Source organism: Nostocoides vanveenii, from assembly GCF_039531165.1.
GTDB classification, from domain to species: domain Bacteria; phylum Actinomycetota; class Actinomycetes; order Actinomycetales; family Dermatophilaceae; genus Nostocoides_A; species Nostocoides_A vanveenii.
The window spans coordinates 1-12,784 of the sequence record NZ_BAAAPN010000010.1 but is presented as its reverse complement, the minus strand read 5'-3'; the positions used below and the strand labels follow the sequence as shown (position 1 = coordinate 12,784).

Sequence of the window (12,784 nt, the reverse complement as noted above, 5' to 3'; positions counted from 1 at the left end):
CCCGAGGGCCGACTGCCGCCAGCTTCACCCAGCCGCTGCGACGGCCAAGCGATGTCGGTCTCTCACCTCCATCCGAAACAACAGCGCCTCGTGGCGCACCACGTGTTCGTCGACCCCGAGGGCGCTGACACCCTCGAACCGGGACTCCTCGGCAGCCATGGTCTTCAGCAGCGGCTCGATTGAGCGCCATACCGTTCGCCACGACGTCCCGAACTGGCGCGCCAACCCGGCCACGGAGGCGTGCTCACGGCGCAACTGGCCGATCGCCCACCAACACCCCCGACGCGTCAACAGCGCCCGCGGCCTGGCCACGCGCTCGTCCTGCTCGGTGAACGACCCTGTGGCGCACTGTGGTTCGGCGCACCGCCAGGTCCGCTTACGCCACCGGATCCGTACCGGCCGCCCGAACGCCGGGATGTCCACCAGCTCGACCGTGCGACGGCCCCGACCGGCCGCGATCACTCCACAGCCCGGGCAGCCCATCAGCACCGCAGGCGACTCCACCGTCACCACCAGGCCGGGACCCCCAGTGTCCTCATCGAGACGTTGGACATCGATCACGTGCAAGCCGGGCAGGCCTACCAGCACATCGCAACGACAGCAATACACAGCGGGCTCCTGGCGCCGGTCAGCACCAGGACACCCCGTAGGCTCGGACACGTCGAGGTCCTCACGGGCTCAGTCGGCTTGGTCGCTGCTGATCCTCGGGGGACCTCGACCCCTACCCCGACGAACCCACCGATCTCGGGCGTGTCACACCAGGAAGATCAACTACCCCGCCCCCACCTCAAGTACGAAGAGCCCCTCAGAGCCACCGGTCGATCGCGCTGTCGAGAAGGCCTTCCATGCGGCGATGGTCGAGATGTACCGCAGGGCAATGAGCGAGGCCGGATACAACGCCACCTACTTCCTCCAGATGCTTGCCGCGGATGGCCCGCTCGTGACGGCGCGTCGGCTCGTGATGTCGTCCAAGCCATCCGACGGTTTCACCGCACTATGGGAGCGCAAGCGACTCGGCCTCACCGTGGAGGCGCACATCCTCCAAGAGCGGTTCGCGGATCTGTTTACCGACGAGGAGCGGAGTGTGGCGCGTCGCCGACTGGATGAGTACGGATACCGACCCCCGCTTGCGAACGAGGTCTAGCCCAAGGGGTGTTCGTCAAACGTCGCCCGGCCGCGTTTCGACAGGCACTTCGCTTCGCGCATCCGCACTGCGTACACCGCCAGCTTCACCCGATCGGCGCCTTGACATCCGGCGATTCGCCCAAACCAGCTCATAGTGGTTGACCGCTTGGATCACTCGCTCTAGGCTCGGCCGCGGCCCAGCACGAAGCTCTTCCCTTCGAGTTCTCTGGGGCCTCGCTATGACTTGTCGTGTCGAATGCCGTTGGCATGCAAGGAATCTCCCGAACGGCCTTCGGCGCCGAGCCACGGCTTCCTCGTGATCACGCTTCGCAAAGTCCTGAACCTCCCGGATTCCCCGGCGAAGCCAGCACCGGAGTCGCCCGTCGAGCCGCCGGGCTGGGTCTGGGAGCCCGAGGGGCGCGGCACCCGCTCGCTGCGGGTGCTTGGCCGGTTCCTGCTCTTCGGCACGGCCGCCGTCCTGATGCTGCTTGGCCTGCGCTCTCTGGCGGTCCCGATGCGCGCTGCGGCGCCTGCTGCAGCGGCCTCCGTGAGCTTCCCCGGCGACGCTACAGCCGTGGCCTCTCGGTTCGCCATGGTCTACCTCACGACAGATGGCGAGGCCGAGCAGCGCAGCGCCGCGCTCGGGCTGGACGTCGCGCCGGGGGCGGCGGTGGTGACTGATTGGCATGGAGACCGGACCAGCCGCGCGGACACCGTGTTCCCCGCGCAGCTGCACGTCGCCGACGGCGGTTCCTCGGCCTGGGCGACAGTGGTCGCTCACGTCGCCACGAAGCCGGCCAGCACCACTCCAAAGGCAACTCCGGTCGTCCAGTGGGTGGCGTTGAGCGTTCCGCTGCAGGCGATCGGTGGCCGGGCCGTGGTCAGCGGTACCCCCGCCTTCGTGTCCCTGCCGCTTCCGGGGCGCCTCGGCTCATTGGTGCAGCCGAGCGCGACCGATGAGCCGCTGACCAGGCAGACCCGCGACGGCGCGCAGGCCTTCTTCAAGGCGTTCGGGTCGGACGATGCAGCGGCAGTCGAGCAAGCGACGGCGCCGGGCGCCGACATCCAGCCGCTGGGCACCGACATCACGTTGAAGTCACTCGACGCCTGGACGGTCAGCCAGGGCTGGGCGCCCACCCGCACCGCTCACGCGGTCGTGACCTGGTCGGTCGGTGGCGGGGCGACCGTGCAGCAGGCCTACCAAGTTGGGCTGATCAGCACCAGCGCGGGGTCCACACAGGCATGGCGAGTCCAGAAGGTCGTCGCCGAACTCTTCACGCAGCAGGAGGTCTCGCCATGACCGGCTTGGCATTGCGCAACTGGGTACTCGTCATCGTCGGCAACATCTTCGTGATCATTCTGGCCGTGCGGGCCGTCGGGTACTACGCCCGACGAGACTGGGGCGACATGACCGCCCATCTGGTGGCCGCGGTTGTGGTGGCAGGAGTGATCTTCTTCCCCGACCAAGTGATCACGCTGCTGAAGAACTCCTGGACGATGTTCACCACTGGCTGATCGTGCGCGAGGGCAAGACGCTCACCCGGTCGATGCAGATCGAGACGCGTCAACACGAGCTGTTCAACCTCGACCTCGGCGAAGGCGCACCTCGCCGCGCCCTGGTCGCGGGACTGCTGATCACAGGAGTCTGGGGCGTGCTGCTGTTCATCGTGCTCGGCGCCCCGAGCAAGACCACGGCCACCTTGTGGATCATGCCGCCGGCGCTGCTGACCGTCTACGGATGGCGGGAGTCCGCAGCCAACCCACGCCGGCGACGCGTGACCGAGTGGGCGCTGATGATCCGCTGGATCCTGCGCGGCCACCGCCCGGTGATCGCCCTCGGTCGCCGGGTTGGTGCCGCGTATGACCGGTCGTTGCTGCAGCGGGTCGGTGACCGCCTCGGCGGCGGCGACGTCCTCGCCGTGATCGCCCCCTGGCGAACCGAGCCGGGTCAACGTGCCCGGCCGGAGCGGACCGCCCGGTGGGGCCGTCCGGCGGTGCTGCGGGCGAAGAAGGTCCAGATCACCGGGACCGCCACCGCGGAGTCGTTGATGGCCAGGGCCGAGCGGCAGCAGAGCAAGCCTCGGAAGGGACGAGCATGACCGTGGTCAGCAGGCTGGCCGGGCTGATCGGCCTGGGCGGCGCCCGGGACACCGACCCCCCGCGTTACCGCGCGATCGCCCCCGGGGTGATCGTCACTGAGACCGAGGCCTGGGCTTGGTATGAGGTTGATACCACCAACAGTGACCTGTTGGGCGAGAGCGGCCGCGATGCCGAGCAGGACCTCGCCGAAGTAGGCCTGCGTACTCTCGTGGGCCGCGAATGCCACCTGCGGGTGTTGTGGGGCCGGATCGACGGCGACACCTACCTGCACGGTCTCGGCCTGGACGCCGCCGACGAGAACGCCAAGGACTGGGCTGCAGCCCGCGCCGACGACATCGACGACCTGGCCCTGCCCGACCGGCGGGTCCTTCTCGGGGTGAAGATCGCCGACCGGACGCCGAGCGAGGCCGGCAACGCGCTGGGGCTGTCCTCCCCGCGACTGGCGGACGGCGACCTGGCTCGATACTCGGCGATGGCGGTCCAGCTCGGTGGACCGTTGCGCGCCACGGCATGGCGGGTGCGGTTGGCGTCCGCGGAGCTGCTGGCCTGGTCGATCAGCCGTGAGCTGCATCGTTCCACCGTCGTCCCCCGCGACGACACCATCACGGGGGCGCCGTTGGCGCGGTTGACGGCCGGTCGGGTGGAGTTCGGGCCCGATCACTTCGTCGTCCTCAGCCCGAGTGGCGCCGGTGCCTGCTTCGGCACGGTGTTGGCGTTGAGTGACTTCCCCGAGGTGCTGGTCACCCCGGGCCAGGAGTGGCTGGCCCTGCTCGGCATGGTGGAGACGTCGCCGCTGGATGCCGAGGCCACCGCCGGTGGCCCGATCCTGGTGCTGCCCGAGGCGTCGGTCCGGTTCACGGTGCCGTCGTTCCGTGCCTCCCGCAAGGCGGTCGGGGAGGCTCGGCGCGCGGCGAAGGAGCAGCGGCAGTCCGCCGCGAAGACCTCGGCGGGGGAGCCGGAGGAGTCGATCCTGACGGCTGAGGATGAGCTGCGGGGCATCGAGTTCAGCCTGTCGCGGCGGCACACGCTGCTGGTGAACGATCACCCGCGGATCGTGGTCACCGGCCGGACCCGGGCCGAGCTCGACGCGAAGACCACTGCCCTGGTCAGCGCCTACGACGAGATCGGAATCACCGCCGTGGTGATGGCCGACGAGCAACGCGAAGGCTGGCTGGAGACGCTGCCCTGCGACCGGGTCCGGGTGCCCGACCTCGGGCACTGGCGCGACGCGACGGCGTTCGCGCAGTCCTGGTTCTGGGGCGGGTCACGAGTCGGGTCCTCTGACCCGGCAATCCCCTCGATCGGGTACACCACCGGCACCACCTCGAGCCTGGTCCGTTACCTCGCCACCGAGGCGGTCGCCCAGGCCGACGCCCCGGTCACCGCCCTCACCGGGCGGACCCGGCGCGGCAAGACCACTCTCATGCAGTTGGCCTGTCTGGACGTCTGTCTCGCCCCGGCCAACGCCGACCGCAACCCGTGGGTGGTGCTGGTCGACTTCAAGGGCGACGCCGACGGGGTGGTGACTGCCGCCAGGGAGTACGGCGTCGCCGCGGACCTGATCCAGGTCGGGCCCGCCTACGCCGGAGTCCTGGACGCCTTCGCGACCAGCGACCCCGAGCACGCCGTCGAGAACGTCGTCGGCGCCCTGTCGCTCTGCCTGCCACGACACCTCGCCGACCAGGCGACCAGCATGCTGCAACGCGCCGCGGCCCAGGTCCGCGCGCACCCGGGGCCACGCAGCTGGCAGGTGGTGGAGAACCTGGTCCGGATCGGCAGCGCCAGCACCGAGGGCAGCCTGATCCACGATGTCGCCGAAACCCTGAAAGCCACCACCGCCACCGGGTTCGGCCGACTCGTCGCCGGCAAACCGACCGGCGACGAGGTGTCGCTGCCGACCCGGTCGGGGCTGACGGTGCTGCAGTTCCCTGGGGTGAGCCTGCCCGAGGCCGACACCCCCGAAGAGCGGTGGACGCCGTCGCAACGAATGAGCGTCGCCGCCCTGCGCGGCGTCTTGGGCTGGTGCACCACCATGGCCGGCGCCCGCGACATGCGGCACCGCGCCAAGCTGCTCGCCTTCCCCGAGGTGCACCTGCTGACCGCCTCGACCGACGGCCGGGTCTACCTCACCCAGGCCGCCCGGATGGGCGCCGCGTTCGGGCTGACGCTGATGCTGGACACTCAGGACGTCACCGGTCTGACGTCGCTGCCTGGGCTGGTGGAGAGCATCTCCTCGGTGTTCGGGTTCGCCCAGCAGACCAACCAGGAGCAGAGCGCCCTGGCCGAGCTCGTCGGGCTGCCGGTCAACGACGACAGCCGGCACCTGATCGACGCCCTGGACCGCTCGACCGGGTCGCTGTTCGCGGAGCAGCCGACCCACGACGTCCGCCGGGGTCACTGCCTGTTCCGGGACCGGCAGGGCCGGGTGGCCACAGTGCAGGTGACCATCCCCACCGAGGCACTACGGGCGACCCTGGACACTTCCGCGCAGGCCTCCGCTGCCCGCTACGCCGACGAGACGCACGCCACCCTTCCCCCGGCCGTCGTGCAGCTGCCCGCGCCGGACGACGCGCTCACCGCCGAGCCCGTCGCTGCGGCCGCGGGAGAGGCGGAGCGGGGATGAGGCGCCGCTGGAGCGTCACCGCAGCGACGGCCGGGTTCTACGCGGTCGGCTCGGCGCCGGCGTGGGCCGGGGCTACGGCGGCACCCACCGACCCCGACGGTCTGGGTGGGCTGTTCGCGATCCCGAACCTGGCCGGCGGCGCGGGCCAAACCCTGTTCGAGGCGACCGCGACCGAGGACTACCGGATCTACAGCGATCTGGGCCTGTCCGACATCACCGAGAAGACCGCCGCTGTGATCTACGAGGGCGCGTTGGCGTTGGCGATGGCACTGGTCAAGCTGGCCATCGGCCTGACCTGGTGGCTGAACGCGCTCACCTCCCGCGACACCGGCGTCGCCGAGCTAGGCACCAACCTGCAGGCCGTCGCCGCCGACCTGAACACGTGGCTGCTACCGACCGCCCTGGGCGTCGGCGTGGTCGTTGCCTATGGCATAGCCCGCGCCGGGCGTGACGCGTTCAGCCAGGTGCTCTGGACGCTCGGCCTCGGCGTCGGCGCGGTCGCCATGGCGGTCAGCGGGCCCGCGATCCTGTCCGGGGTCGACCAGGCTCGGCAACTCCTGGCCCGCACCGTGACCGGCATCGGCACGTCCTCGGTCAGCGACCAGGGGATGCCTTTCGAATGGCCCGGCGCGAGCCTGAACACCGGCGACCCGACCCGGGACCTGGCGCGGGGTTCGGGGGACGCCGTGTGGCGCAGCTTCGCCGCCGTCCCATGGTGTCAGGTGCAGTTCGGTTCTCAGGCCGCGTGCCGGGCCTATGCCCCAACCTGGTTGACCCTGACCACGGACGACGAACGCAAGGACTACCTCGAATCGACCATCACCGAGGCGGAAGGTGGATCATCAGACGCCGCCACTGTGCGGTACGTGCGCGGCTACGATCCGGCCAGCCGGATCGCTGTCGCCCTGTTCTCGGTGGTCACCAGCATCGCGGCCGTCGTGGTGATCGGGGGCCTGGCCCTGCTCGCGTTGATGCCGTGGGTCACCGCGCTGCTGCTGATGTCGCTGATGACGGTGTTCCTGTGCCTGCTCGCGGTGCCTGGCCGGCTGCGGCGGATCGGACTGGACTTCCTCAACCTGATCGGCGGTCTGATCCTGCTGTCGGCGCTGACCACGGCCATCCTCAGCGGGGCCGAGCTGGCCATTGTCGCCGCGACCAGCCTCGCTGCCACCCAGGGCTGGTTGCCGGTCGCGATCATGTTGACGGCGATCATGTTCGCGGCTTGGCACGCCCGCTCGATCCTGGAGCGCGTCCTGTTCGTCTCTGAGGCCGGTGGCGGCCGGATGGGCGCGATAGGACTGGCCCTGGGGATCACGGCCATGCGTCGCCTGCTCCGCGGAACTCGCGGCGCGCTGCGCACCCGCTCCGGTGGTAGTGCCGCAACCTCGCAGAGTGTCGGTGGCGGCGGTAGGCGCGGAGGACGTGGTGGTTCGTCCGGCGGTGGAGGGGCGCCGGCCGGTAGCGGAGGGGGAAGTGGCGGCAGCGGCGGGGCTCCGGGTCGTCGTCGTCAAGCGTTCTACCCCAAGCGTTCTGCCGTGCCTTCGTCGGGTCAGCCCGTGCGGCCGAGCCTGAACGGAACGGCCCTGTCGGGTCGGGGCGCGTTGGCCCCTTCGGGTGCGCAGCAGAACGGGACCCGCGAGTTGCGGCCCGCCTCCGCCTCTTCGGGCTCGCCGGGAACGCGAAGCGGCCCCCTGATCCGGCCCGGTAGTGCCTCGCCGCGCGAGCAGATCCGGTGGGAGCGGGGGCACTCCACGCAGCGGCGGCAGGCGCCGTCAGCCCACGCCATCCGCTACACCTTGCCGCCGCCCGTACAGTCGGCGCCGCGGCCCGGCACCCTCCCGCGGCGGGCGGCGCCGCGCGAGATCACCCGGACTGCGCCACACGCCCGGCGCGTCGATGGGAGCCGTGCCCGCTCCACCCGGCAGCCGGGCTGACGCATGGGCTACCGCGACCTGGACACTTACCGCCCCGGCCAGCCCGCAGTGCCTGCCCCCTCTCGGCCGCGGTCACCGCTGAGGTTTGGGGGCGGCGGGTACTGGGTGGCTGCTGCGATGTTCGCCGTTCTGATCGCCGGCACTGTGTGGCGGGCCCAGGCGGATCCCGAGGAGACGGCCATGGCGGTGCCCACGTCGCTTCCCAGGGCCGTTGCTACCAGGGCGGCCATGCCGACCACGCCCGTCGTGAGGTCCGTCGCGGCCCAGCCGCCAGCGTCCAGGCCCGCAACAGGTGAGGCCTCGACGCCGTCCGCAGAACCATCTGTGGAGCCGTCGGCCGCTGCGAAGGCACGCACGGTGGTCACCCGGTTCGTGACGGCGTGGGCGCACCCGCGATGGCCGCGCACGAAGTGGCTGGCCCAGGTCACCGCTGACGCAACGGCCGAGCTGGCCGCCGACCTGGAGACCACTGACCCCCGCAACGTGCCGGCGACCACCGTCGTCTCCGTCACCGCAGAGTCCGCCACCGACACCGACGCGACGTTCCTCGTCGTCACCGACGGCGCCCGACTCCGCGTCGTCGCGCGCTCGAGCGGCGGCCGCTCGAAGGTCGCCTCCCTCGAGGCCGTCCGGCGCACCGGCCCGCTGACGCCGTCGTCACCGAGCAGCCCGGGGACGCCGTCCGGGACGAGCAGCTGACATGGCCACCACGGCCACAGCCCTCTACGTCGGCGCCCGGCCCCGTCGGCGCGCCGTCCCCCGGACCGCCGTCCTCGGCGTCGCGCTACTCCTGCTCGTGCTGCTCCTGGCGCCCCTGCTGTTCGGAGCGCCCTCCCAGCAGCCCTGCCGCACCCCGGCCGCTGCCGCGGATGTCCCTCAGCTGACCGCGAGCCAGGAAGCGAACGCGCAAGTCATCGCCGCTGAAGGCGAACGCGCTGGAGTGGGTCTGCGCGGGGTGATCGTCGCGTTGGCCGCGGCGATGCAGGAGAGCAGCCTGGAGAACCGGACGACGGGTGACTTGGACTCCCTCGGCCTGTTCCAGCAACGTCCCTCATCCGGCTGGGGGACACCCGCGCAGATCCTCGCCCCTGAGTTAGCCGCCGACGCCTTCTACGGCATCGCCGACCACACCACCAACGCCGGCTTGTTGGACATCCCGGGCTGGCAGGCCATGTCCGTCGCCGCCGCCGCACAGGCGGTGCAGCGCAGCGCCTTTCCCAACGCCTACGCCGCCTGGGAGGCCCTGGCTACCCAGCTCGCGACCCGCCTCCTCGGCGGCGCCGCCGGCGTCCTGCCCGTCTCCGTGGGGACGTCGGTCTACCAGCTCGGGCAGGTGCAGCCCCAGGCCACCTACGTCGCGAACCTGGTTGGCCCGATGTTCGGCTTCACCACCGTGGGTGGCTACCGCGCCTATGACTCGGTCGACCCCACGGGACACCCCGCCGGCCTCGCCCTCGACTTCATGACCAACGACATCCCGGATGGCGCCGCCGCAGGGGACGCTCTCGCCACCTACCTGCAGGAGCACGCAGGCGAGCTGGACGTGAAGTACGTGATCTGGCGCCAACGCATCTGGTCACCCGCCCGGTCCGCCGAAGGCTGGAGGGCAATGCCCGACCGCGGCAACCCGACCGCGAACCACTTCGACCACGTCCACCTCTCCCTCAACGGAACCGGCGACGTCACCGCGACCGCGGGGTGTTCCGGCGGAGGCGCCGCCGGTGGTTGGTACGCCGGCACGTCCGGGGACCGGAACGCCATGGTCAACGTCACCATCATCGGCACCTGGTCCGACACCAGCGCCGACGTGCAAACCACCCTGCCCAGCCTTGACGGACTCACCGACTGGACCGGCGCCATCGACATCGCCGTCGGCGGCACCATCCTCGGCTCCGGCGAGAGCTACGCCGCCGCCGCATCGGGTGCGTTCGACTCCCGTTGGCGTGCAGCGGCAGAGGCGCTCAAAGCCAAGCGCGCCCACGCGACCGGGCCGACGTTCGTGCGGCCCTGGCACGAGTTCAACGGCGACTGGTACACCGAATGGCAGGTCAGCAGCGCCACCCTCGCCGACTACAGGGCCGCGTTCCGCCGCTGGGTCGGCATCCTGCGATCGGTGATGCCGGAGGCCTACGTCACCTGGTCGCCCAACGACGGCTCCCACCTCGACATCAACGGCCCCGACGCCTACCCCGGCGACGACCTCGTCGACGTCGTCGGCGTCGACTCCTACGACTGGCACGCGCCCGGCTCCAGCGTCGCCGAACTCACCGCCGCGTTCAGCCGAGGCAGCGTGACCGCGCCCGTGGGCATCGAGACCTGGCGCCGGTTCGCCGAACTGCACGGCAAGCCGATCGCCCTGCCCGAGTGGGGCCTGTGCCCCGCAGGCGGCGGGTGCGGCGGCGATCATCCTGAGTACATCACCGCCATGCACACCTGGCTGGACGGCAACGCCAACAACACCGCCTGGGCCGCCGGCCAACCAATCCCGCCAGGAGCCGCCGGTCGCGTGCTCTACAGCATCTACTTCGACGTGGTCCACGGCGGGAACACCCAGTTCACCCTCGCTGCCAACCCCCGAGCTGCTGCCGTCTTCCGCGGCCTGGCGTGGGGCAACTGACCATCCAGGCCAGCCTGTCTCACTGCCGGAAGGATATTGCGCGATGGGTCCTCGACTGGTCGCTCGTGGCTCTCGTTGAAAGCCGCCGTTCAGGGATCATCGGCGCCCTCCAGATGGGTCTGCGTGAGCCACGACCGAAGAGGTATCCCTCTGAAGCCAACTCTCGCTGCACTGGTCGGCTGACGAAGGGTCCGTGTGCCCGGCCGGAGGCTCGGCCGGGCACACGGGCGCTACTTCTTCCGCGTCTCGTTCACGGTGGTCTTCGGGTGACGCTGAACAGTGGACTGCTTGACGAAGCGACCGGTGACGGCGCTCCGTCCCACCTTTGAAGAGCTGCGCTTTGGCATGAGAGATTCACCCCCTCGCCTGGTTATCAGCGGACACGCCGCCTAAGACTCTCGACAGTCGGCGACGCCTCCATGGACACATGTCACCAGGCCCCGAGTGGACCCGACTCGAATGATCGAGCGGATCCACTCGGAGTTGACGATCAGGCCAAGCGGGTGAGCTCCCAGGTGACGGCCTTGCCCTGGTAGGGCGGCATAGTGTTGCCCTTGGCGATCGGGGCGGTTGTCGAGGGCGAACCGACCACCCGCCAGACCCCACTTTCCGGGCACTTCTCGCCGGTCTTGGCCGTGGTTCCGAGTGCGATTGCCATCTCAGCTCCTTCGTGAGATTTCCGACGTCACCGGACTTTCCGGTCACGTCTCGCACGATTGATCTTCGAAGGTTGATACGGTTCTCGCCTACCAGCCAAGTAGAGCGATGCCCCGGCCACCTTCTGAAGGTCACACCCTGACCTTCTGGTGGTCGGGGTATTCGCGCAGCCAGCACTCTACCGGCCCGAGTGCCAGTGCCAGAGCGCCGAATCCCATTCGTGTAACTACCCTGTGGAGATCCGGCTCAGAGCTGTGGACAAACGTACGAAAATTGGGGAGCCGCCTGTGAGGTACCGGTGGCGATCGAAACAGAAGTCGGTTATGTAACGAATGTTCATGTGACGTAGATCACTCTCATTTGCCTGCGGCGAAACTTAAGACAGCGATAAGGGCCGAAGATTCTGTCACGGTAGGCCGCGACTGCGGGGTCGGGCAATGCGGCGACGACGCCCAGTACTTCCCGTGCGGCTCGCATGGGAAGCCTCAGAGGCCGATACGGGGCGACGCGACCAGGCCGATCACCTTGGTCTGTCGGCTCACCTTCCAGTACCGCGCCCGGTCTCCCCGTCAACTCCTGATCGCCATGGTGGGTGGCCCGGGAAGGTGCTCCGCACCTGCGGGTGGCCGGGGCAGTCGGTAGGGAGTGGACGGCGAGCCTCGCCGGGCCCGGTACCTGCCGCTCACGGCGGAGGGGGCACAGCACCCCTCCACCGCAGCCCACCGAGCGGAGAGGAGGCGACCCCATGACTGCCACCCCGACCACCACCCGTCCCGACAGCGGATCCTCGCGCGACGAGCCCGCGCCTGCCTCGCGTGCCCTCACGGGCACGCTGTCGTCACCGATCGTTTCCGCCTTCGAGTCCACCTGGGCCGCGATTCAACGGCAGCACCCCGAGATCCCCGACGTCGTCATCGTGCTGGCGTCCGGCAGCATCGGCATGCCCCGCGGGGTCTTGCGCCTCGGGCACTTCGCCGCCATGCGCTGGCACCACACCCACACCGCAGCAGGGCAGCGGCTCCCTGAAGTGTTCGTCGGTGGGGAGGGCCTCGGTCGCGGCGCGGTCGCCGTCCTCGGAACGCTGCTCCACGAGGCCACCCACGCCCTCGCACACGTCCGCCGCGTCCAGGACTGCTCCCGCCAGGGGCGCTACCATAACCGTCGATTCCAGACCCTGGCGACCGAGATGGGTCTGGACGTCCGGCAGGTCCCCGTCATCGGCTGGTCCGATACCGACGTCCCCCGTGCCACGGTCGCCGAGTACGCCGAGGAAGTGGACCGCCTAGCTGTTCTGGCCGGGGAGGTTAGGCACGGCGGGTCGGCTGGATCATGACGAAGACCTCCGGGTGAGGTGTGGAGCTACCACAGCAACCACTCTCACCACGGAGGCCTTCGTGTCCCACGCTAAGGAATCGCTGATCTATTCGGGTGATCTCGGCCGGTCGTTGTGACGTGGAGGGCTGGCTCGGGGAGAATTCTTGTGTGCGTGGTGAGCAGCTGAGTTTGAGTGATGTCGAGTATGGGAACCGGCGGCGGGTTTCGCGTCGTGAGCAGTTCCTGGAGTTGATGGATGGCGTGCTGCCGTGGGCACAGTGGCTGGAGGTGATCCGGCCGTTCTATTACGTGTGTCAAGGGCCAGTAGGAACTGCCCAGTGGCGGTCATGAGACCTGCCCGCTGACGGTCATGAGAACTGCCCGGTGGTGGCCATGGGATCTGCCCATGGGGGC

Annotated in this window: 11 protein-coding genes; 9 read left to right on the top strand and 2 right to left on the bottom strand. The window is 69.8% G+C overall.

Going from position 1 to position 12,784, the window contains the following annotated elements; all coding sequences use genetic code 11:
* Positions 1 to 24 precede the first annotated feature (24 nt).
* Entirely contained in the window at positions 25 to 609 is a 585-nt protein-coding gene (locus ABD209_RS01790; RefSeq protein WP_344061245.1) for a transposase family protein, read from the bottom strand.
* 268 nt (positions 610 to 877) lie between these two features.
* On the opposite strand from ABD209_RS01790, the gene ABD209_RS01785 reads away from it, so the two are divergent.
* From ABD209_RS01785 to ABD209_RS01750, 8 genes are all read left to right on the top strand, one after another.
* A complete protein-coding gene (locus ABD209_RS01785) occupies positions 878 to 1,144 on the top strand; it encodes a hypothetical protein (RefSeq protein WP_344061242.1) in 267 nt (88 codons plus the stop codon).
* A 297-nt stretch (positions 1,145 to 1,441) separates the two neighbouring features.
* Complete coding sequence (locus ABD209_RS01780; protein WP_344061239.1) at positions 1,442 to 2,425, top strand: conjugal transfer protein; 984 nt, start codon at positions 1,442 to 1,444, stop codon at positions 2,423 to 2,425.
* Positions 2,422 to 2,640, top strand: a complete 219-nt coding sequence (locus ABD209_RS01775) for a hypothetical protein (RefSeq protein ID WP_344061237.1) — start codon at positions 2,422 to 2,424, stop codon at positions 2,638 to 2,640. Before ABD209_RS01780 ends, ABD209_RS01775 begins: the two co-directional genes overlap by 4 nt.
* Positions 2,641 to 2,642: 2 nt before the next feature.
* Entirely contained in the window at positions 2,643 to 3,224 is a 582-nt protein-coding gene (locus tag ABD209_RS01770; RefSeq protein WP_344061234.1) for a hypothetical protein, read from the top strand.
* The gene (locus tag ABD209_RS01765; RefSeq protein ID WP_344061231.1) at positions 3,221 to 5,848 is read left to right on the top strand and encodes an ATP-binding protein; all 2,628 of its coding nucleotides are present in this window, start codon (positions 3,221 to 3,223) and stop codon (positions 5,846 to 5,848) included. Before ABD209_RS01770 ends, ABD209_RS01765 begins: the two co-directional genes overlap by 4 nt.
* On the top strand, positions 5,845 to 7,782 hold the full coding sequence (locus ABD209_RS01760; RefSeq protein ID WP_344061228.1) for a hypothetical protein: 1,938 nt from the start codon (positions 5,845 to 5,847) through the stop codon (positions 7,780 to 7,782). The genes ABD209_RS01765 and ABD209_RS01760 overlap by 4 nt, the downstream gene beginning before the upstream one ends.
* Positions 7,783 to 8,139: 357 nt before the next feature.
* Entirely contained in the window at positions 8,140 to 8,481 is a 342-nt protein-coding gene (locus ABD209_RS01755; protein WP_344061225.1) for a hypothetical protein, read from the top strand.
* Position 8,482: 1 nt separating this feature from the next.
* The gene (locus ABD209_RS01750; protein ID WP_344061222.1) at positions 8,483 to 10,399 is read left to right on the top strand and encodes a VldE C-terminal domain-containing protein; all 1,917 of its coding nucleotides are present in this window, start codon (positions 8,483 to 8,485) and stop codon (positions 10,397 to 10,399) included.
* A 490-nt stretch (positions 10,400 to 10,889) separates the two neighbouring features.
* Here ABD209_RS01750 and ABD209_RS01745 read toward each other — a convergent pair whose 3' ends face one another.
* Positions 10,890 to 11,057, bottom strand: a complete 168-nt coding sequence (locus ABD209_RS01745; RefSeq protein WP_344061220.1) for a hypothetical protein — start codon at positions 11,055 to 11,057, stop codon at positions 10,890 to 10,892.
* A gap of 744 nt (positions 11,058 to 11,801) precedes the next feature.
* On the opposite strand from ABD209_RS01745, the gene ABD209_RS01740 reads away from it, so the two are divergent.
* On the top strand, positions 11,802 to 12,389 hold the full coding sequence (locus ABD209_RS01740) for a hypothetical protein (protein ID WP_344061218.1): 588 nt from the start codon (positions 11,802 to 11,804) through the stop codon (positions 12,387 to 12,389).
* Positions 12,390 to 12,784: the final 395 nt, after the last annotated feature.

Coding starts and splice junctions, on each gene's coding strand:
- ABD209_RS01785 (WP_344061242.1), top strand. CDS start 878: ATGAGCGAGGCCGGATACAACGCCACCTACTTCCTCCAGATGCTTGCC.
- ABD209_RS01775 (WP_344061237.1), top strand. CDS start 2,422: ATGACCGGCTTGGCATTGCGCAACTGGGTACTCGTCATCGTCGGCAAC.
- ABD209_RS01765 (WP_344061231.1), top strand. CDS start 3,221: ATGACCGTGGTCAGCAGGCTGGCCGGGCTGATCGGCCTGGGCGGCGCC.
- ABD209_RS01760 (WP_344061228.1), top strand. CDS start 5,845: ATGAGGCGCCGCTGGAGCGTCACCGCAGCGACGGCCGGGTTCTACGCG.
- ABD209_RS01750 (WP_344061222.1), top strand. CDS start 8,483: ATGGCCACCACGGCCACAGCCCTCTACGTCGGCGCCCGGCCCCGTCGG.
- ABD209_RS01745 (WP_344061220.1), bottom strand. CDS start 11,057: ATGGCAATCGCACTCGGAACCACGGCCAAGACCGGCGAGAAGTGCCCG.
- ABD209_RS01740 (WP_344061218.1), top strand. CDS start 11,802: ATGACTGCCACCCCGACCACCACCCGTCCCGACAGCGGATCCTCGCGC.